This window comes from Desulfobacula sp., assembly GCF_030145145.1.
GTDB lineage: Bacteria > Desulfobacterota > Desulfobacteria > Desulfobacterales > Desulfobacteraceae > Desulfobacula.
The window spans coordinates 1-22,554 of record NZ_JAQYWD010000023.1 but is presented as its reverse complement, the minus strand read 5'-3'; the positions used below and the strand labels follow the sequence as shown (position 1 = coordinate 22,554).

Below are 22,554 nucleotides of genomic sequence, written 5' to 3'. Positions count from 1 at the left end.
ATTTTAAATGAAGAAGTTAAATCAAATTTTTATCATCTGTTTAATATTGCTGATGACCATGAGTTTCAGTCATGCGGCACTGCTGCCAGGCAAGACCTTGAGTCTCAGCAGCAATGCCAGTGTCAGCAATACAGGAGACGATGCTGCCAGAACGGCCACATTGGATATCACCCTGGCAGGTGGCAGTGATGTGAACGGCCTGGTGTTTACACTGAATTATAACCCGGCTGTCTTTACCTTTGAAGGACTGGAAAAAGGCGGCATGGACATTGATGACGGTTCAACCTATGATCCGGATAACCCGCCGACAGCGGAAACCATTGCCAATACACTGTATTATCAATTCAATAACAAGCCCGCTGATGGGATCGTCATGGTCGCTGCCGCAGCGGCTAATTTTTTCAGTGATCCGTTTGTCGCTTTTAAAGCAAAATTTAAAGTCAAACCCGGTATCGGGAGCGGTACCTATGGCATCGGGATTCAAAAAACCATTATCGGGCCGGATACGGCTGCCAATGCCGGCTATACCGAATATACCGAACTGGCTGTGGCAGCGGGTCTTGATCCGGCTGCAGAGCCCACTGCGGCACAAACCTATGCGGTTGACTTTGTGCCCGGCCAGATTTCAGTTACCGGTGGGTATGATGTGACAGGGACGGTTGGCTACGAGGGCAGCACGCCGCCAGCGCCTGCAAACGGTGCGGTTGTCAATCTCATCCAGGTCATGACCACTGGCGAGTTCAAAGTGGCAACCCAGGTGGTGACGGAAGGCAGCTATAAATTTGCCAAGGCACCGAATGGAACCTATAAAGTTGAAGTGATGTCCACAACACCCGGATACCAGAAACGCTTTGTTACCACGGAATTTGCTGTGGCCGGTGCAAACAAAACAGTTGATCCCATAACCCTTGCCAAATATGCAGCAAAATCCGGCACAGTGACCATTAATAACGGGAATCCCTCCGGCCTGAGAATTGAAATCAGGGACGGCAGCACCGTCATCGGAACCGCTTCTGTGGATGCAAACGGCAATTATGTAACCCCGCCGCTGCCAACTGTGAACACCTATACCATATGGGCTGTTTACGGAAATGAAGCCTTTGATATCACTGGGCAGGGTGCGACATACAACTGGACGCTTGCTCTGGGAAGTGTATCCGGCGTAATTGATGCTCTTTGTCCTGATCAGGTTGTTGAAGTGTTTGTTCGTTCAGAAACAACCAAACTGCAGAAGTCCGTCATGGTGACCGGGGCTGCTGGAGCCGATGCCTATACCGTGACCAACCTGCTGCCCGGAACGGATTATATCCTGTCCATGGTGGGAGATGGTGTCGGACCGGTCTATTATGACAGTACAGAAGACTATGACAGTGCAACAACGGTGAGTGTCACGGCTGATCAGGATACGGGCGGTAAGGATTTTACCTTTAACTGCGGTGACCTGGTGACGATTTCCGGTACTGTGACAGTGGATGATACGCCCGTGAACGGTGTGACCGTCAGTGCCAATAACTTTAATTTTACCAATTATAAATTCGGTTCTGCAGTGACGGATGCTGACGGCAAATTTAAAATACCCGTGGCCAAGTCTGATGACTATTATGTTTTCTTTAAACATCAGAACAAAACTTATTATTACAGTACGGGGGATGCAGGCCCAGTCGCAGTCAGCGTGCGCGCATCCGCCACCCGGGTTGATGTGTCCGGTGCAAGTGTCACGGATATCGATATTCCGGTGGCCATTCCCGTTCTGGATACGGCCAAAGTGTCAGGACATGTGACACTGAATCGTTCCCTGGATAAAGGGGGGATACCCCTTGGCCATTATCTGGTGAGCCTCTACACAACCGCCAATGTCCCGCTGCCGTTTGTGACCCGGACGGGCAGTGACGGTGCCTATCTGTTTGAAAAAATGACCCCGGGAACTTACAATGTCGGACTCCTGCCGCCACCACCGTATGCACGACAGTTTGTGAAAAACGTGGTACTGGCCAAAGACACGACTGCGGCGGCAGATTTCATCGTGGACCAGAATTATGAGATCACCGGATTTGTCATGGATGCAGATGTGGTCGATACACCGGTTGCCAGCGCCCGGGTGGATATTGTGAAAACCAATGGCGGCAAATTACGATCTGCCAGCTACACGAATGCTTCAGGGGCGTATACCTTGGTAGATATCCCGTCAGGGGTGTATACCTTGATCGCCTCCCACAAGGATTATTTTCCGAAATCCCAGGAAGAAACCGTGCTGGCGGATCTGACTGCCACCACAATACAGATGACAAAGGGTGCCATCATCGACGGTGAGGTGTCTGATGCCAATGGCATTGTGGCAGGAGCCACCGTGACCCTTGCCGGTGATGGATACGTGAAATCCGTAAAGACCGATAAACTGGGCAAATACCAGTTCAGGGGGCTTAAACCCAGCAGTGATCATATCATAAAGGTCGCAAAAGGAACCCTTTATGCGCCCTACGTGGCGGAAGTGGTGACCACCGGCCTTGCAGGTTCAACATTGCCCCATGACATGCTGTTGACGATTCCGGTCACTGCCTGGACATTCAGCGGTACGGTCAAAGAAGATGTCACGGGCACGCCGGTGGTCGGTGCATATGCCCTGCTGTTCAGCAGCAACACCAAGTATCAGAAAGTGGTTCAGACCTCTGCCACCGGTACGTTTACCTTCACCCATGTTACCGACGGCACAGACTATTCCCTCCTGGTGCTGCCGGGAGACGGGAAACCTGAAATTCTGGAAGGCCCCATTTCCATCACTGCGGACAAGACCGATTACGCAGTGACGGTGTCGACCATTGCCACCATTACAGGAACCATCACCCTGTCTCAAGCCGATGCCACGGCCATCGTTATTGCCGGTGCATATGATCCGGCAACAGATCTGGTGCATGAGGTAAAGGCCGCGGATTCCGGGGACAGCAAAACGTTTAACTACACCATTAAGATCACCTCTGGTGTGGATTATAAAGTGTTTGCCCAGGATCTTATGGGAACATTCCCGTTGCAATACTATGTTTCCGGTGCTGCATCCGGCGTATATGCGGATGCCACGACGGTTAACACTACAACAGCGAATGTGGACATTACATTAACCAAAAATTAATCAAGTCGTTTGACTGCGGTACGGGTTACCGCAGTCAAACCACACATAAAAGCAGGTAATTCAACTGAAACTATGATTTGTTTTTCAATTTGATATTAATATTAATGAAACACATTCAGGAAAATCATTATGATTAAAAAAAATATTTCAAACCTAGTTGTTGTTTTTACACTGGTGTTGATGTTAATGCCCGGTGTATTGTACGCTCAATTCGAACCGTCTATCACCATAGACGATGCCAGCACGGGTGAAACCCCGCAACTGATCCCGGAGGGTAATCTTGATGCCGTCATTACGCCTACAACGGCAGATACAACCGGATATGATCTGTTACGGTATGTGTATACCTGGAACAATTCCAAGCTTGCCCTGAGTGACAATGACCTGGGGGCAGGGGATACCAGTGTTCCCCATACCGCTAAAATTGTGATCTCAACCGATGCAGATGCCCAGTTCGGCACCAGTGACGGGCTTGCCTGGTATCTTCATGTGAAGACCGTTTACAGTACCTTGCCGGCTGCTCCCGGGATCGCCTTGAGTGAGGATACCATTGCCGGGCCCTATACCTTTGACAATGTTCCCCCCAGTGCAACCATCTCCCTTGATGAAACGGTTGACGGCCAGACGGCCGACACCACATCTGTCAGCCCGGTCACCATTGCGGTAACCGGGGACTGGTCCGATATCACTGCCGTTTTTGTCAATACGTCTGGGTCGTTTAACACGGCAACCGCCTATGATTTTACAGATCCATCTACAAAAACACTCACCTATCCCTTGGCAGGGACGGGGTCCAAGACCCTGTATGCCTGGTTTGAAGATGCCGCCGGTAATATTTCCGATGCCGCCAGTGTGACCTTTACGGTTATCGCCGGTAAATTCATGGACCCGCCAGAGGACCTGACGCTGGGAATTGGCAATACCCGACCCTTTGAAATCGCCGGTGCCGGTGCTGAATCCTACACCTGGACCATTGTGGATGCAGCAGATGGTACTACCCCTTCAGCGGCTGCTACGGTTGAAGCCGGCGCATATACGGCTGTTGTCACCGGTGTATCCGACGGGACGATTAAGGTCAAAGCGGAAACCGCCGGAGCTTCTCCCATTTACAGTGGCATCATCACCGTTGAACAATTAGGATATACGATAACACATTCATACAAAGCCGGATTGAATCTTGTTCCGTTTTCTTTGAGTGGAACCGGGCTGAGCATGGCATCTGATTTGAGAGGGGCCATTGAGAGCGCAAACCCAGGTGTGTCTGTATCCCAGATTTTTGGGTGGGACGCTGCAAACCAGCGGTATCAGACAGCATTTGTTGTTTTCAACGGGACAGGATTGTTTGATTTCCAACTGGTTGAAGGCGCGTCTTATTTTGTTCAAACCGATGGTGCCGGCACATTAAATATTCAAGGTAGTGAGTATGTTTCCATCTCCGTGGCCACTGGTCTCAATCTATTATCTGCACCCTACAGCAAATTGAATACCCTGGTAATGGCAGCCGATTTTGATTCAGAACTTAATACGGATACGGGCCTTGACATTTCACAGATATTTGGTTGGGATGCGGTCAATCAAAGATACGGGACGGCGTATGTTGTGTTTAATGGAACGGGTTTGTTTGATTTTAGTCTGGATATTGGTGCACAAGGCTATTTCGTTCAATTATCAGGCAACGGAACTTATACACCCTAGGTGATATTATTTTATATTTATTTTTGAAAAAGGAGATTGATGAATGAACGTTAAACAGTTGAAAATACAGGTAGTGCTCATATTGTTGCTATCCTTGTATTTTGCAATGGGAACTGCATTTGCATTGAATTCAGCCAAAACAGTGTTATGGCCAATTGTTAAATCAGACACAGTGACTTTTCCATCCGCAGCAGATACGGTTATCAAGGTCACTGATAACAGTGGCCAGGTGGCGACGTACAGTGGTGCTGATATTGGTGAAATTGCCTATGCCGAGGGTGTGGGTGTCGTCAACATCAATATGGGTAACTTCACTGCTCAATGGGCAGATGGAGATACTATAAAAATAGAGGTGACATCCGGTACCGCCGGTACCCAGTCCTTTGAATTCGGTGATGCAACAGCCACACTGGATGCCGGACCTTTTCAGGCGATTCCTTTGTTTACGCTGACCGCCAGCCAGCGCAACATGACAAAAACAGATGGTGATGCACAATCCCAGGTTTACAGCACTGTGCTGGCAAAAGATCTGGAAGTGACGGTTGTTGATGATCTGGGGGATGCAGTTGTTGGCCAAACACCGACCGCTGTGGGCGATGGAACGATTACCGCTTTTTCCGCCACAGATGCAAATGGTAAGGCAACGGCCACATGGACCCTTGGACCTGCCGTGGGGGCGCAAACCATGACCGTGTCCCTGGCAGGATTTCCCAATGCCGTGTTTACGGCAACTGCTACAACCGGACCGCTGGCCAGCTATGATGTGGCATTTACCGCATTTGATTCTACTGCGGGTGCAAGCAATAATATTACGGTTACGGCGAAAGATGTCGGTGGAAATATAATCACAAATCACGATGGAACGGTTACCATAACCGCCACAGACAGTTCAGCCACATTACCTGCAGCATCTGCATTTACCGCTGGTGAGAATGGTGTGAAAACGGTGGCGGTTACCCTGGAAACTGCCGGTGCTCACACCATTACGGCAACTACAGGCAGTGTAACCGGTACGGTTAATGGTACCGTGGTTGCTGCCGCCGCAAGCAAGATCGATCTATCGGCCAGCAAAGACACGGTGGCCAGTGATGGAAAGGGAACATCAACCCTGACCGCCACCCTTCTGGATCCATATGATAATATCGTGACTGCGGCTGCCGGCAATATAGACTATACGGTCAGCGGTGCCGGCGTGGCATATGCCGCCTGGACCACGATGACAAAAGCAATAGCTGCCGGAAAAGCTGCGGCTGATTTTACAACAAAAGCCGGGACGGTTCCTGCGCCAACAACGGTGTCTGTTGTTGCAGGCGATGGAACGCTTACATCCGCCCCAGTGACATTGAATATTGTGAATTTTTCCATATCTCCAGCAGCCACAGACGCAGGCATTGGTGATACCGTTAACCTGACGGTTGTGGGTGCACAGGGACCTGTTACCTGGTCCATCACTGCCGGCGGAGACGTTGGCAGCCTGGGAACACCCACCGGAACCAATGATACGGATGTTGTCTTTACCGTGGCAAAATCCGGAACAGCCACCATCAAGGCCAGTGAAGGGGGGATTGATGCAACCGCCACGATTACCGCCACCGGCCCCTTAGACAGCTATACGGTCGTGTTTGATGCGTTTGATCCTGCTGCAGGTGCCGTGAATGGCATAACCATAACGGCCAAAGATGCAGACGGTAGTACAATGCTTACGCATGACGGTGAAGTGACCATCACGGCGACAGATCCGAATGCCGTCCTGCCGGTACCCGTTGCATTTGGTCCTGGTGATGCCGGCGTGAAAAAATTGAATGTTACATTAACAACCGCTGGTGCCCATAAGATTACGGCAACCACAGGTAGTGTCACCGGTACAGTTGATGGTACCGTTATTGCTGCCGCCGCAACCAAGATCGATCTTACTGCCAGCAAAAACACGGTGGCCAGTGATGGAAAGGGAACATCAACCCTGACCGCCACCATTGTGGATACATATGATAATGTCGTGACTGCGGCTGCCGGCAATATAGACTATACGGTCAGCGGTGCCGGCGTGGCATATGCCGCCTGGACAACGATGACAAAAGCAATCGCTGCCGGAAAAGCTGCGGCTGATTTTACAACAAAAGCCGGGACGGTGCCTGCGCCAACAACGGTGTCTGTTATTGCAGGGGATGGAACGCTTACATCCGCCCCAGTGACATTGAACATAGTGAACTTTTCTGTATCCCCTGCAGCGTCCAATGCCCGTATTGGTGATACAATCACCTTAACGGTTGAAGGCGCCCAGGGAACCGTTACCTGGGCAGTCGGCGGAGATGCGGGTGTGGGGTCCCTGGGAACACCCAGTGGCACCAATGACAGCGTGGCGGTATTTACCGTGGCCGCGGCCGGGGATGCCACCATCACCGTAACCGAAGGCACAAAAACCTCAACGGCAACGATTGCTGCCCATGATGATGTGGCCATCACTGATCTGCCCACCGATACCGTGACAGTTGATCCGGGGGATGCGTCGGCAGAATTTGCAGTCACCGGTGGTGACGGCACGTATACCTGGACATATATCAACCCGGCAGGGGCCAGTGTCGTTGACGGGGCATTGTCGACCTATACATTTACCGCACCGTCAACCGGTAATTTTGCCGGTGACTATACGATAACGGTGACAGACAGCATCAGCACAAACGCCGAATCTTTCAAGATTTATGTGCCGCTGGTGATTGAACCGGATGACACAAAGATATCCATCATGTCTGATGCAGCACCGTTCGCGTTCACCATCACCGGTGCCGCCAATGCGGTTCCCTATACCGTGACCGTTGACAGCCTGGATGATGCAGAAACCTACACACCGGTTACGGCGCTGTTTAATGCATCAAATACCGCCATTTATGCCTTTGATCCCAGTGATTACACGGTGACCGCAGATACGGGCGATAAAGACTACAGCCTGGAGTTTGAGGTTCAGGACCTGACGGATCCGCCCATGGTGGATATCACCATTGTCCCGGTGACGCAAACCACGTTTGCAGGCATTGTTACAGATACTGACGGGTTTGCATTAAATAATGCCATTGTGACCATTACCAGCCCTGCCGGATTCAAAGGATTGACCGATACCACAGGGGCTGACGGGGTCTTCTCTTTTTCCCAGGCGGTCATTGAAAATACAAAAATCGTCTTTAAGGCTGAAAAAGACACATACGTCACCGAAGACTTTACATCTGATGACCTTGCCTCAGACGGGTCCAGCCAGATTCAATTGTCTAAATCTGCGACCTCCATCTCGGGGAATGTGACCAATGGTGTCGTGTCTTCCGTGTCGTTGTTTGACGAATCAGGACTGGCAAAAGGACCGATTGATTCCGCGGCAAATGGTGATTTTAAATTTGACTTTGCCACAGCCCCGGCACCTGGAGATTATACCATCACCGCATCCACCGCGACCCTGTATGGCGCCACCGCCATAACGGCCGACAGTTTTCCGTACACGACCGTGTCGGTGACCATGGGCACAGCGTTAGCGGCGGATGAAATTCCGGTATCCGGCGGCACAAAGACGGTTACCGTTGGCACCAAAACGCTGGAACTGAAAATTTTACCGTCATCCGGGGCAGGGAAAGTCACCGGCATAGCAGCGTCTGATGCATCAGCCCTTACGGTTGTAACAGATAGTGCCAGTCCCATCACATCCGGCATCAAATGGGACCTTATCGGAATGACCGACGAGGGATGTGCCGTCATTGAGGTTCCTTGTTCCCTGGACGATGCCATTGCCATCGACAAGGGTGGAAAAGCCGTGTGGTATTATAACGATGGTTTGGCCAAGTGGACGGAAGTGCCAAGGGCTGATATCCAGGAAATCAATTACAACGGTGTTAACAGTTCGGTCAAAGCAAAAATCTGTGACTGGTCTGCCAATATTGTGGGGATTGGAAACGCGTCTGCTGTCTTGGGTACAGGTGGTGATTCCGACAATTGTTTCATCGGCTCGCTGACGTCCACTGGAACCGGTCACCATATGATGGCATGGATTTCCATGATGGCCATACTTGCAGCCGGTATGTTGATTGCAGTGAACCGGAAACAACACACAAACTAAACAAATAGGAAAGACTCTATTTTAAAACCCGGGGGGCGGCATGGATGACCATGCCGCCCCTTTTTTATTTTACATGGAGTCAGGCTTTCTTATAGCAGCTGTAATGATTCGGATCATTTTTGCAATTTAAAACCTGGTTGATACCATGCAAACAAAGTCTTTGTTGCCAAAATGGCGCCAAACACATATAATGTGCAATACAGGTGTGAAATGGACTATCAAATACTCAACTTTCGGGGTTGGCCATTTCTGCCTGGGGTCAGGCTTTCTTTATGGCACTTTTTACCCGTATAGTCATGAAATAATGATAAAAAGCACAATAAAAAAAGCCTGACCCCGTCCATTAAAGCTGAAGACCGAAAGTTGAGTCAAATACAAATGATCAGTAGAGGATTAGAAAATGAAAAATGAAACTAAAACTAAAACCGCTCGTGTCTCAGCGCGGATATCACCAAGCGTTTATAATACATTAATCGAGGCATCGGAAATCGCGGGATCGACATTAAATCAATTTCTGGTACAGGCAGCCCTTGAAAAAGCCCAGGCCATTATTGAACAGGATAATAAAATCAGGTTACGTCAACAATCTGCGGAACACCTGTTTGAATTGATTGAGAATCCGCCAAAGGTTAATCCAAAACTGGCTCAAACAATGAAACAATACAAACAGGATCTGAAATGCTGAAGATCGAACTTTTGGATAAATCGCATAACAGAAAACAGTTTGATTGTGGAAACACCCCCTTGAACACTTTTTTGCAAAAGACAGCCCGGCAGCACATTTCCAAAGGTATGTCCCGCACCTTTGTATTAATTAATGATAAAATCCCGAAAGGAATTCTTGGGTTTTACACCCTGTCAATCTGTGAAGTTGAAACGGATTACTTGCCGCCGACTATCGCTAAAAAATATCCGGATCAAGTCCCTGGGTTAACATTGGCAAGACTTGCTGTTTCAAAAAATCAACAGCACAAAGGATATGGAAATCATTTGATCGGCAGTGTTGTTGAAAAAGTCATTCTTATTTCAGAAAATGTTGGAATAATAGGGCTCTTTGTCGACGTGAAGGATAATCATACCAGAGAATATTATGAACTATACGGATTTATCTCCCTCAGCGGAAAGCCGCTGTTATTATTTCTTCCGATACAGACACTGGTTCAATACAAATAAGGACAATTTTATCCAAGGAGCGGCATGTCAATTGTTTTAAGATCACGGCAGTGTTTTCTGGGACTGGTTTTTTACTGGATGGCGGGTGTTTTTTCAACCGCCCTGGCACTCACCAGTCAAGACCAGGCAACGCTTGCGGCTAAGAACTTACTGGGGTTTCTGGGCAGCGCAAAAACCATTGTTGCAACATCTGCCCTGAACAGCAACCGTTTGGACTCGTCACAATCCGCTGTTCTCGCAGGCTGGGTAATGGACCTGAATGATGGGGGATACCTGTTGATCTCTTCCTCCCCGTCATTTTCTCCGGTAAAGGCTTATTCCCTTAAGAATGCGTATACCTCCCTTCCAGTTGCCTACAGGCAATTTCTTGAACAGGAATTAGAGCTTTACGCGCGCCTGGAAACCGAAACCCAATCCACTCAACGCACGAGCCTGGGCCTTCCGGAAAAAACCAGGGCCGAAACTGCCTGGGCGTTTTTGTTGAATACCGATCCTGCAGATCGCAGGACCCTGTCCTATGCGCCGGACACCCATTTGTTGACCACCACCTGGAACCAGGGGTATCCGTATAACAAGTTTTTGCCGAAAATTGATGGCCAGTCTGTCCTGGCAGGCTGTGTGAACATTGCAGTGGCCCAGGTGATGAAATACCATGGATATCCGGATCAAGGTGCCGGTGCCACAACCTATGCATGGAACAATGAATCCTTATCAGCTGTTTTACAGCACCCTTATTACTGGGCGAACATGCCCGATGACTCGGGCATGGCCATGGCCGACCACCTGCAGGATGAGGTGGCCATCCTCATAAGAGACCTGGCCATTGTCAACCACACGACATTCGGCCTGACCTACTCCAGCGCTTATCTGCACAAGGACGACTTTGTCCGGTTTTTTGGATATGCCAATGCTTTGTCTTCCATGGACAACACCAATGGGGAAACCTTTTTTGCCACACTGAAAGGCCAGATTGATGCAGAATTGCCTGTCCTGCTGTCCTTTCCCGGCCATATGGTGGTGGTGGACGGGTATGCATCTGATCCCACCGGCCGAAAATTCCATGTGAACATGGGGTGGGGCGGGTTGGATGATGACTATTATTTTCTGGATCAAGCCGTAACCACCTCGTCCTATATTTTTCAACCCGACCTGGAGATGATATACAATATCAAACCCTGTTCCGGCCCGGATTGTGTCACCCCACAGCCTCCTTCCACGGATATTGCACCCCAGCTCAACACGGTTTTCAAGGATATTTTTCTCCCGGCCGATGAACCCACCCCTCATTTGATACGCCTGGACGCAAGGGATGAGAATGGCGATGCCGTCACTTTTTCCACCATTTTAAGTAATACCGAAACGATTACCACTGATATCACCAATGATATCCTGACAATCCAGCCGGTTCCGGGCAGCCAAAATAAAGCTGCAACGGTCCGGATCACGGCCCAGGCCGGTGGTAAATCAGTTACAGCCGATTTCCGGGTCATGGTGGCGGATCAGGATGTGACCTTTGGCCGAGCGCAGACCATAAAGGGATTGTTTGAAAATCAGGAAGATATCAATACCCATACCGCCATACTTGAAGGCGATTGTGCCATCACCGGGGATCGGGGATACAGCAACCAGGCATTTTATATCAGTGTCCGGGACAGCCAGGGCACTATTGTCATTCCCGATACCGATGGCCCGGATACCCCTTTGTCTCCGGCCATTGAACATTCTTTTCCCTTTGGCCGGTATACCCTCTCCGCCTCCCTGCGGTCAGGGTACAGTTCTTACTCGTATACCCAGGGAAGCCACGATGCATATGTCATAAAGGTAACCGCTCCCCAGGCCGATGCCGACATTGAACAGGTTGCCGACCTCATGGGAATTGATTTGACACAAATACATCTGTTCGCTGCCGGGGATATCAATAATGATGGACAGGTGAGCCTTGAAGATAAACTGTTGGCGTTAAAAATCATTACCTGCCTTGGTGATACACCCGCCTTTGACCGTACAGATGATGCCAATGGGGATGGCCGGATCGGAATTGAAGAGGCGTTGTTCTGGGATGGGGATTAAAGGGATGGGATCAAAGCCATGGAAAACAGGGCCAGATTTCCCAGGACATGGATGACCATGGGGGTGACAAGACTTTTGGAAACCTCAAACGAGAGGGCAAACACCAGGCCCCCCACCAATTGAAACACGGGCAGTCCCCCCTGGGGACCGTGAACAAAGGCAAACACCAGGGTGGATAGAACAACGGCCACTGCCACCCCCAGCCGTCTTAAAACAGAATATAAAATCCCCCGGAAAAAAATTTCTTCTGCCACGGGGCTGATCAATCCACCAGTGAGAAAAAAAAGCCATTGGTTGTCCGGGGGGACGGGTGAATGGGCCATTGACAACGGGTTGATGCCGGTCAAATTGAGCAGAAAACCGGTGATCCCCGCTGCCAGGGCAAACCCAAGAGACCAGACAATGCCTGCTTTGAGTCCTGAGATCCCTTTTTTTTGAGATAGTCCGGCAAATGCAAGTCCGCCGGGGGTGCGCCATAAAAGTAACAGCAAACCAATGATCTGGGTGGACCGTGTTATCGCAAGGGCTGCCAGGGGCGGCAGGAAAGGGCTTAGTACAAGAGCGCCTGCCTCACAAGCACACAGGATCAAGACAGCCCTGCAGGCGAGTTTAAGAATCTTTAAAGAATCTGTTGTCATGGACATCCTTTTAACCCAGTGTAGGCTGCCTGCTGTACATACCAGTGGGGGCTGGTATCCATTAAATCCATGAAAATTGTTGCAGATGCCCGATCACATTCGAATGTTGACAAGGCTTTGGTGGCAGCAGATTGAACATTGATGGTATCTGCCTGGATCAGCTGTTTAAGATGAGGGATGCTTTTTGTCGATGCAGATCTTGAAAACGCTTTGGCCAGCCAGTATTTTTCTGCACGGGACCTGTTACTGCCCGGGTGGTTAACATACGCCGGGAACTGCCAGATGTCCCGGCTTTGATAATAGATCGCCCGGAGGGCTTCAATCCTTGTCCGGGTGTTGGGGGACAAAAGCCATTGTTGGATGCCTTCTGTGTCGTTGGGCACTTTACCCGGGGCTAAATACAAAAGAATGATCAAGGTGACCCCGGCCACCATACTGCCGGATATCCACATGGCCGGTTTTTTTGATATAAATCTGCAGCAGACCCGGGAAAAAAACCAGAACAGCACCAGAAAAAAAAACAGGGGCAATCCCGTAAAAAGACCGGCTGCACAGAGAAATCGAACAAACAGAGCAGCATCGGTTTGCTGAGAATATTGTTTTAGATACTGGCCCGGATCTTGATGGAAATCATCAACAGATACTGACAAGATTTTTTTCTGGTGACGCCAAAAGATCAGGGTATGGTCTTGCGCCGGTTCAATGCGAAACGCTGTGTGGTTTTTTTTAAGCGTGGTGAACCAGCCAAACCGGGACAATTGTGAAGCCAGACGGTTTTGATGGGGAATTTCAGGATCAATCCAGCAGGACTTTACCGGTCGTTTAACCGGCGGATTGATGGCCTGGGACGCATAGGGGGTATAGGTATAATAAAACGTGTTCAGGGCCGTGCCCGGCGTGTTGGACAGCAGCAGGTAATCCCTTGTTCGCAGGAAGATGGAGCGGTCGGTAAGGGTGACCAGGAGCAGCCCTGACACCAGTAATGCCGTCAGGAAGGGGAGAAAATAGATGAAGCCCGTTCCCGACGGTTTAACATCTGATTTTTTCCTCATCATGGCCAAACCGGTAAGGATCAACGAGATAAGGATACCGGCAGTGAATAAAACAAACAGGCTGCCGTAGACCGCAGGCATCACCTGTGCCAGGGATGACCGCACTGATCCTGTGGGCACCACCCGGTGTCCGGCCTGGGCTAAATCGGTCAGGGTCTGATACAGGTCCAGGTTGGAGTGATAAACAAACGAAAAGGCCAGGAGTTCACAACCGGCCAGACTGGCTAAAAAAATGCCCACCGGTTTTTTCATTTATTTTACCAACTGGTTCATTTCAAAAATGGGCAGACAGATGGACAGCACAATAAACCCCACGACAACCGCCATTACCAGGATAATCACCGGTTCGAGCAGGGAGGTCATGCCGATAATTGTGGTTTCGATCTCATCATCATATACCTGGGCGGTCTTTTTCAACATGGATTCAAGATTGCCGGTCTGTTCTCCGACTTTTATCATCTGCACTGCCAGATAAGGAAAATTCGGGTTTTGGCTCAAGACATCCCCCAACTCCCGGCCCCGCTCCACCTCTTTTTTTGCCTCCATGATGGCATTTGCAATGATGGTGTTGCCTGTCACATTCTGTACAATGTCAAGGGCATCCAGCAACGACACCCCGTTTTCCAGCAACGACCCCAGGGTTCGGGTCAGTCTGGCCACTGATATCTTTCGAACCAGTTCGCCAAGCAGGGGCAGTTTTAAAATGAATTGATCCACAGCCGTTTGAACCACGGGGTTTTTGATGATCATACGGTAGGAAAAAATCACCCCGCCAATGACCCCCAGAATCAACCACCACCATTGTTTTAACGAGTGGCTGGTATTGATGAGCAGTTGGGTCGTCATGGGAAGCGACTGGTTCATTTCTTCGAAGATGGAGGTGATATTGGGGACAATAACCGTTAACAGAAAGAAAAGAACGCCGGTTCCCACAAGGGTCATCAACAGGGGGTAAGCCATGGCAGATTTGATTTTCCGGTTCAATCGATGTTGTTTTTCATAAATATCCGCCAGCCGGTCTAAAACAATCTCCAAGGTACCCGAGGCTTCCCCGGCCCGGACCATGTTGATATAAACGGCGGTAAAAATGCCGGGGTATTGTGCCAGGGCACCGGCAAAACTGCTGCCTTCCTCAATGGAATCTTTGATTTGAGACAAGATGCGTTTAAATGATTCCTTTTTGGTCTGGGGCAGCAGGGTGTGCAGAGCGGTAGTCAGGGGAAAACCCGCTGCAATAAGGGTGGCCAGCTGCCGGGTCATCATGGAAATTTCTGAGGTCCGGATGGATGAGAAAGCAAATGAAAGGGTTTTTTTAGGATTTCCGGACCGGGTGGTGACCTCGGTCATGGAGATGGGAAATATTTTTGTCCGCCGCAATTTCAAGGTGGCGGTTTTGGTGGAGTCGGCATCAATTAAGCCGGCAATATGTTTTCCCTTCCGGTTTAAGGCTTTGTACTCATAAACAGGCATTACTCAAACCCCTTTTGCAGGCTCAAATCCGTTGTGATCTGCTTGCCTGCGGTTTTCCCTTTTGGGGTATAAAGAACATAATCGGTCCCCGTCAGCAGGGTATTTTCCGGGTTTAACGCCAGCCTGTCAAGCATCAATTTGCGGTTCCCGGAAATAACAATGACAGATCCGGTAAAAATAATGTTGCGCCGGGTTAAACTGATGGCGCAGGATCCTCCGGAGATCGAGGTGGCCAGGCGGTTATCGTTATACATCTCAATGATCACCGGACGGATCAGGATCGAAGAAACATTTTTAAAATTGGATAACAGTTTGCTGTCTTTTGATGTCATCAACCCCAGTGCTCGCTGAAGACCGGCTGGGTCAGCTATCCCATCCGTATCGGGATTAATGGCCGTTTGGGGGTCAACAGGCATGTAAAGTTTAATGTGTCCCTCCTCAAACAGGGCTTCTTTGATCAGGGCAAATCGTACAAACCCCATTTTTTTTCTGCGAATCGTAACCTGGCTGCTGCGGATGGATAATAAATGGTGAGACGCTTCGTACCCATCGTATTGAAACCCTCGAATGCGCTGGGACGGTTTTGCATACCGATAGGTTTTTTTGTTTTGATGGGCAGGTGTTTCTGTCTTAGTATCCGGTGGGGTTCTGGATGTAACCATTAAATATATCAGCGCCAATCCTGTTATTGCCAGCGTGGTTAAGACAATCGGTTTATAAATATTTTTGTTCATTATTTTTGTATTTTTTCCATATTTTCAAACGTTTCATTTGCTGTGATATACCATAAATGGTGGCGGGTAAGCACATAATTTAAACTTTTTTTAGAAAATCATTTTCTCTTGACCCCCACGGGTTTTTTGAATATAAGATCTTACTGGAATAGAGATATCCTTGAAGTGTTCCAGGGAAGGCGCAACCATAAACGAATATGAAGTAACGCTTATTTGCAAAATTAAATAAAATATCAATCATAACAGTAAGTTAAGTTACATGATCAATGTAGTTGAAAGGGCGGAGCTATTTTTAAAATTTATCCATTGGCGATTTTTTGACATAAAAAAATAAAAAAATATGGATTTTTATCCAAGAGACTGCTATGTAAGTCTAACAGTTAATACTTTCATAAATATTAAAAAATATTTTGCATATACATATACATATACATAGAAAAATCAAATCATGTAGGGAGGAAACAATGAAAAAGCTGATTGTTATTTTGTTAAGTTGTTTGTTGGTATTCTGTATTGGTGCGCCATCGGCCATGGCTGCCGATGCTGCTGCTGGTGGCGCTGCTGCTGGTGCTGATGCAGGTGCAGGTGCAGGTGCAGGTGCCGGTGGTGCTGCAGGTGGTGCTGCAGGCGCAGGTGGCGCTGCTGGTGCTGCTGGTGCTGGTTTGGGGTTGTCTACTGCTGCAACTATCGGTGCTGTTGTTGCCGGTGCTGTTGTTGCTGGTGTTGTTGTTTCCACCATCACTGATGATAATGATGATGCGGGTCATACCGGTCATACCGGTCATACCGGTCATTAAAGAAAACTTCCCAAAATTCCAAAATTAAATAAATCCACAAAAATCGTATCTCGCTGATACTGGTTTTTGTGGATTTTTCCTTCCTAATCAATCCTTTTGTTTTAAATGGTACGCTTATGATTAAAAAAATATGGATCATTCTGTTTTTGGGTATGTTCACCGTTGTTACGACTTGCCTGGCAATGGAATATCAAGGCCAGACCGTAACTGCACAAGATATGAAAAATCTGCCGCCCGGTATTATTGAAAATTTGTCCCCCGAGGACATGGAGCAGCTGAAAAACGCCACGTCTGTCCAGGAGCCATCACAGAAAAAAAATGCCCCATCGGATGCTGAGAATATTGCTAACAAACTGGGCAGTGACACGGAAACAACCGATGCATCAGGAACGGAAAAAACAAACGAGGATAAACCCGATCTGAACGGCTCGAAAGATATAGTTTCAGGCAATGTTTCCATTATTGAACAGCAGTATCGGAAAGGCTATTCATCCACCCTCAGTGGTCATTTAAATCAATTTGGTTATGATATTTTCAGGTCTGCCACAATGCAGCCGTCAAGCCTGGCTGTGCCGGATCCGGCATATCTTCTCGGAACAGGAGATCAACTGTTTATCCGATTGTGGGGCAGCGGCAGTGATGCAGAATACTCGGTCACAGTGGATAGGGAAGGCACGATAAATGTTCCCAAAATCGGCATTGTCCAACTGGCAGGGGTGAAATATGGGGATGTCGAATCCATCATTCGACGAGAAGCCCAGAAATATATACAGGGGATCAATGTCAGTGTTACGCTGACGAAATTGAGAAGCCTTGAAATTTATGTGGTGGGGGCTGTAGAAAATCCGGGATTGCACATCGTTCCGTCTTTTTCAACCATTTTTAACGGTCTGCTGGCTGCCGGTGGGGTGAAGAAATCCGGAACTTTACGACAGATCAAATTGAACAGGGCCAAAAAAGTAATAAAGGTGTTGGATGTTTATGATCTGCTCCTGAAGGGCAACAGGGGGGCAGATGAAATTCTTCAAAATAAAGATGTCATTTTTGTGCCCGGTATCGGAAAAACGGCTGCCGTTGCCGGGGCGGTGAACAATGAAGGGATCTTTGAAATAACCAGCGAAAAAAATGTTCAAGACCTTGTGCGCCTGGCCGGCAATGTTTTACCCCAGGCCTTTGGCTCGCGCATCTATTTGCGCCGGTTTGAAAACAATCAAAGTTTTGTCGTAAACGATATCAACAGCAAATCGATCAATGAGTGGAAAAAAATTGCCATTCAAAATGGAGATCTGCTGGAACTCACATTTTCATTATCACAGCTGCCCAATGTGGTCAATTTAGAAGGCCATGTCTGGATACCGGATATTTTCCAATTTAAAGACGGGATGAAGCTTTCAGATGTTCTTACGGCACCAAAGCTGTTAATGCCGGATGCCGTCATGGCGTTTGCCTTAATTTATCGATATGATCTGGAAACAACACGGGTGACCCCCCGGCAATTTCCCCTGTCAAAAGTCTTTACAGGGGAATATGACGAAGCGCTTCATCCCTTTGACAGGATAAAAATTCTTTCACGAGCTGCCATTGGTATCCGTGAAAATTTTGCCATCACCGGCGCGGTATGGAAACCGGGGGAATATGAGTATAAATCTGGGCTGAAGTTAAAAGATGCCCTGGCCCTGGCCGGTGGTTTAATGACCGATGCAAGGACAGATCGCATAGAAATAAAAAGAAAGATCAAAACCGGTACAAAATTTGAAACCGAGTATATTCAACTGAATCTGACAGACAGTGCTGATTTTGTGCTGGAGTCGGAAGACAGAATAGGGGTTCCCAAGCTCGAAGATTATTTTATCAGCCTTGAAGGGCATGTCTGGTTTCCTGAACGAATGAAGTATTATTCCGGCATGACATTATCTGAAATCCTTATTTCCAGGGATCTGCCAAAACCGGAAGATATTTTAAAACCCGATGCAATGATGGCGTTTGGACTGATTGAACGGTATGATCCTAAAACCACCCGGACCACTTCGATTCGATTCCCTCTGGCAGAGGTATTCAAAGGGGAGTATGATGCTGAACTTCAGCCCTTTGATAAAATTAAAATACTGTCCAGATTGGAACTGGGTATTGCTGAAACATTTTCTTTGGAAGGGGCGGTCTGGAAAACAGGCGAGTTTACGTATCAGCCCGGACTTCGCCTGAAAGATGCCCTGGCCCTGGCCGGGGGGCTTAAATTTGGTGCGCGAACAGAAAAAATTGAAATTGCCAGACAGTTCATTGACGGTGACAGGGTCCAGACAGACTATATTATGCTGAACAATGACCAGGATGGTGACTTCCTTTTAGAGCCCTGGGATTCAATCCTGGTTCCCAATATCAAGAATGCGACCCTGGTAGAAAAGGTCGCCATCACAGGTGAGGTGGCCTATCCTGGAACCTACAGCATTAGAGAAGGTGAAAAGGTTTCTGATTTGATCCAACGAGCCGGTGGTTTTTCTGAATATGCCTATTTTTACGGGGCGAAATACACGTCAGAAAAAGCCCGGATTATCCAGCAAAAAAGCATTGATCAAATGATCGAAAGATTGCAATTGTCCGTCACAAAGGCCTCCTCTAACATGGCACAGACCGCGGTATCGGCAGAAGATGTAACTGCCGCAGAAGTGACAGGAGAGACAGCCAAAAATTTGTTACAGCAGCTCTCCTCCATTAAGGCGGAAGGCCGGATCGCCATTAAACTGGCAGATTTAGCGTCTTTTAAAAACAGTCTCTATGATTTCAGGTTAAAGAATGGAGATATCCTTGATATTCCTTCAAAACCCTCTTTTGTTTCCGTGGTTGGCAGTGTCTATTCTCCAGGGTCTTTTCTTTATGAACCCAACCGGGATCTGGATTTTTACCTGGCAAAAAGCGGCGGGATTGCCAAAACAGCGGATGAAGATTACATGTATCTGTTAAAGGCAAATGGTGAAATCCTTTCCATGTCCCAGAATAACGGATTTTTTTCAAGCTTCGGCAGCACGGTTTTGATGCCGGGTGACACCATTGTTGTTCCTGAAGACCTTGAACGAGTCCCCTATCTCAAAATGATATCAGAAATCGCAGATATTATATTTAAGATTGCCACCACAGCCGGAGTCGCTGTTGCCCTTTCGCTGTAACAAAAGTCTCATAGTCGGTTTTGTTTCTCTCGCTGTTTGTCTCTCTTCCACAACTGTGATGGCCTGGGAATCAAATGCCCAGGCACTGGGTTCGCTGCAGTCGTATACCGGCATCTTTCAAATGCCAACAGCCCGGGTTAAACCCGACTGGACAGTGCGGCTTAAAATGGGTACTGCAGACCCCTGGCGTTATTATGGTGGGGCGATAGGAATTTTTGACCGGTTCGAATTCCATGGGCAGTTTACCCGAGTAGATACCATTCAAGCTTTTCCCGGCTACAGTTATGGTGCTAATAAAGACAGAAGTGCAGGGATGCGGGTGGTTTTACTCGAAGAGAATGAATTTTTCCCCCAGATTTCAGCAGGCTTTTATGATGCTTTGGGAACAGGCCTGTTTCCATCACGTTATGTGGTCGCATCAAAAATGTTCGGTAATGTCGATGTGACAATAGGCTTAGGCCAGGGAATCCTTGCTGGTGAATTTAGAACAGGCGGTCTTGATTCAGCAGAATCATTTTTGACATCTGATCCTTTCAGAGCGACAAGTGTTTTTGGAGGGATCGAGTGGTATGTTAGCCCTAAACTTACCCTGGCAGCTGAATATTCCAGCATTGATAGAGCAAACACTTATGGATACAGGGATAGCGCAGGTAACATCCTCAAAGAGGATGATTCATCTATTCCGATTAATGTTGGCATTAAATATAAACTGACAGACCATATCCATGCAACAGCCGCTTTTTTAAGGGGAGATACCTTTGCTGGCAGTATTGACTTTGAGTTCCCCTTAAAACCAGAAGGCATGCTGGCATGGGAAAAAACCAAACCCTACACCCCGGGAGAGAAACTTAAATGGGAGGCCGAAACTTCTGATAATGAAAGACTCGCCGCCCTCATTGCAAAGCAATTGGGTGAACAGGGATTTGGAAATGTCTCTGCATCCTGCACCGCAGATGCTGTGTGGGTTGAGTATGAAAACACGCTTCACCTTTCTAATGCAAGATCTTTTGGTCATGTGGCCATGGTCTGTGATAAAATCTTACCCCTTCGTATTGAAAAATTTTATCTGAATATAAAAGATGGTATCACCGTGTTGCAAAGTTTTAAAACTTCAAGAAGTGCTTTTAATTCTTTTATGGACAGCACTCTTGACAAAGACGGACTGCTCACATTTTCTGACCTTAATCTTTACAAAGGCAAAAACTGGAAAGATTTTCAACAAGACTCTACCCCGTCAAAAATGGTGTATGAACCGGATGACAGGTTTAATTATAGCATCACCCCCAAAATACAGACATTTGTGAATAATAAAACAGGCTTTTTCAAACATAAGGGGTTTCTCAGGGCTAAAGCCGGATACAAACCCTGGTACGGCGGTGATATCCTTGGTGAGCTTCAATGGACCCTGTTCAATCAATATGACGAATTGGATTATGTTCCCCTGGAAAAGGAAAACGCGGTTAGGACCGATCTGCTGGACTATGAAGCCCAATCAACCATCAGGATATCCCAGCTGGCCCTGGAGCAGAAAGTCAACCTTCCGTTGTCTGTCCAGGGAAGATTTGCCGCAGGGATATTTGAATCCGCCTATGCAGGATTTGGTGCAGAGGTCTTCCGGTATTTTAACGATGGACTCTGGGGGGCAGGATTTGAGTCTGAATTTGTCCGCAAAAGGGACCCGGACAATAATTTTAAATTAAGAGACGACCCGGACAAATGGTATTCTACAGCATTTTTTAATCTTTATTCTCAGATTTTACCCTCCCAGGGAATTGAAGCAGGACTGACCATCGGTCGGTTCCTGGCTGGAGATTTAGGATTTCAAATAGATCTGAGACGATCCTTCAAATATTTTACTATTGGTGCTTGGTACACAAAAACAGATACAGATATTTTTCAATCCCCTAAAAACAGGGGTACCGATCAAAAAGGGGTCTATATCCGGTTTCCCCTCTCTATCTTTAAACCCAATGACAAACCCGGTCATTTGAGCTATTCCATAAACAGTTTTACCCGTGACCCCGGCGCCATGGTGCGGCAGCCGGATTCGCTGTATCCAATGAGTCCCTGGTCAACCCCGAACCACACCAAAAGAACACTTAACGACATGAGGAAGTTTTAAGCGGAGCTGTTGGCTTTTTTGACAAAATCGATATGATGGCATATGATAGCATTAATATGAAATCATAAAATGACATTGTTTTAGGGGGGCGTTTATGAAGACTGTTTCCATTAGAGGTGTTGAACCTGAAGTAGCTGAAAAATTAAAAATAGTTGCAAGAAAGCAAGGCAAGAGTGTTAATAATCTTATTCTTGAGTTTATCAAAATAAGTCTTGGATTTAATAAAGAAAAGAAATTTTCACGCCGATATGACGATTTGGATAACCTGTTTGGTAGATGGAGCGATGATGAGTTCAAAAAAATAAATGATTCAATAACCAGGCAACGCAAAATCGACCAGGATCTCTGGGAATGAAAAAGGTATTGATAGACACCAACATTTATTCACTGGCCATGAAGGGTGATGGTAACATTGTTGATGA

14 protein-coding genes are annotated in these 22,554 nt (G+C 47.8%); 10 read left to right on the top strand and 4 right to left on the bottom strand.

Going from position 1 to position 22,554, the window contains the following annotated elements:
- Window positions 1-7: 7 nt before the first annotated feature.
- From Q1Q15_RS14065 to Q1Q15_RS14040, 6 genes are all read left to right on the top strand, one after another.
- On the top strand, window positions 8-3,124 hold the full coding sequence (locus Q1Q15_RS14065) for a carboxypeptidase regulatory-like domain-containing protein (protein ID WP_300461072.1): 3,117 nt from the start codon (window positions 8-10) through the stop codon (window positions 3,122-3,124).
- Between the two features lie 129 nt (window positions 3,125-3,253).
- Window positions 3,254-4,819: a hypothetical protein gene (locus Q1Q15_RS14060; RefSeq protein ID WP_300461069.1), complete on the top strand. Its 1,566-nt coding sequence runs from the start codon at window positions 3,254-3,256 to the stop codon at window positions 4,817-4,819.
- Window positions 4,820-4,862: 43 nt separating this feature from the next.
- On the top strand, window positions 4,863-8,915 hold the full coding sequence (locus Q1Q15_RS14055; protein ID WP_300461067.1) for a hypothetical protein: 4,053 nt from the start codon (window positions 4,863-4,865) through the stop codon (window positions 8,913-8,915).
- Between the two features lie 400 nt (window positions 8,916-9,315).
- A complete protein-coding gene (locus Q1Q15_RS14050) occupies window positions 9,316-9,600 on the top strand; it encodes a DUF1778 domain-containing protein (RefSeq protein WP_300461064.1) in 285 nt (94 codons plus the stop codon).
- Window positions 9,594-10,088, top strand: a complete 495-nt coding sequence (locus tag Q1Q15_RS14045) for a GNAT family N-acetyltransferase (protein ID WP_300461061.1) — start codon at window positions 9,594-9,596, stop codon at window positions 10,086-10,088. Before Q1Q15_RS14050 ends, Q1Q15_RS14045 begins: the two co-directional genes overlap by 7 nt.
- A 24-nt stretch (window positions 10,089-10,112) precedes the next feature.
- Window positions 10,113-12,158: a C10 family peptidase gene (locus Q1Q15_RS14040; protein WP_300461058.1), complete on the top strand. Its 2,046-nt coding sequence runs from the start codon at window positions 10,113-10,115 to the stop codon at window positions 12,156-12,158.
- On the opposite strand, the gene Q1Q15_RS14035 is transcribed toward Q1Q15_RS14040, so the two are convergent.
- Genes Q1Q15_RS14035 through Q1Q15_RS14020 form a run of 4 tightly spaced genes read right to left on the bottom strand, consistent with a single transcriptional unit; the run spans window position 12,155 to window position 16,052 of the window.
- Entirely contained in the window at window positions 12,155-12,796 is a 642-nt protein-coding gene (locus Q1Q15_RS14035; RefSeq protein WP_300461055.1) for a type II CAAX endopeptidase family protein, read from the bottom strand. The genes Q1Q15_RS14040 and Q1Q15_RS14035 overlap by 4 nt on opposite strands.
- A complete protein-coding gene (locus tag Q1Q15_RS14030; protein WP_300461052.1) occupies window positions 12,793-14,100 on the bottom strand; it encodes a HEAT repeat domain-containing protein in 1,308 nt (435 codons plus the stop codon). Before Q1Q15_RS14030 ends, Q1Q15_RS14035 begins: the two co-directional genes overlap by 4 nt.
- Window positions 14,101-15,318, bottom strand: coding sequence for a type II secretion system inner membrane protein GspF (gspF, locus tag Q1Q15_RS14025; RefSeq protein ID WP_300461049.1), 1,218 nt, complete (start codon window positions 15,316-15,318; stop codon window positions 14,101-14,103).
- The gene (locus Q1Q15_RS14020; protein ID WP_300461046.1) at window positions 15,318-16,052 is read right to left on the bottom strand and encodes a hypothetical protein; all 735 of its coding nucleotides are present in this window, start codon (window positions 16,050-16,052) and stop codon (window positions 15,318-15,320) included. Before Q1Q15_RS14020 ends, gspF begins: the two co-directional genes overlap by 1 nt.
- A gap of 464 nt (window positions 16,053-16,516) precedes the next feature.
- Between Q1Q15_RS14020 and Q1Q15_RS14015 the strand changes: the two genes are divergently transcribed.
- The 4 genes from Q1Q15_RS14015 to Q1Q15_RS14000 all read left to right on the top strand — a co-directional run bounded on the left by Q1Q15_RS14015 (window position 16,517) and on the right by Q1Q15_RS14000 (window position 22,487).
- Complete coding sequence (locus Q1Q15_RS14015) at window positions 16,517-16,849, top strand: hypothetical protein (RefSeq protein ID WP_300461044.1); 333 nt, start codon at window positions 16,517-16,519, stop codon at window positions 16,847-16,849.
- Window positions 16,850-16,965: 116 nt separating this feature from the next.
- Window positions 16,966-20,010, top strand: a complete 3,045-nt coding sequence (locus tag Q1Q15_RS14010; RefSeq protein WP_300461040.1) for an SLBB domain-containing protein — start codon at window positions 16,966-16,968, stop codon at window positions 20,008-20,010.
- Window positions 19,994-22,132, top strand: coding sequence for a YjbH domain-containing protein (locus Q1Q15_RS14005; RefSeq protein ID WP_300461037.1), 2,139 nt, complete (start codon window positions 19,994-19,996; stop codon window positions 22,130-22,132). Before Q1Q15_RS14010 ends, Q1Q15_RS14005 begins: the two co-directional genes overlap by 17 nt.
- Before the next feature lie 94 nt (window positions 22,133-22,226).
- The gene (locus Q1Q15_RS14000; RefSeq protein ID WP_300461035.1) at window positions 22,227-22,487 is read left to right on the top strand and encodes an antitoxin VapB family protein; all 261 of its coding nucleotides are present in this window, start codon (window positions 22,227-22,229) and stop codon (window positions 22,485-22,487) included.
- The last annotated feature ends 67 nt before the right edge of the window (window positions 22,488-22,554 follow it).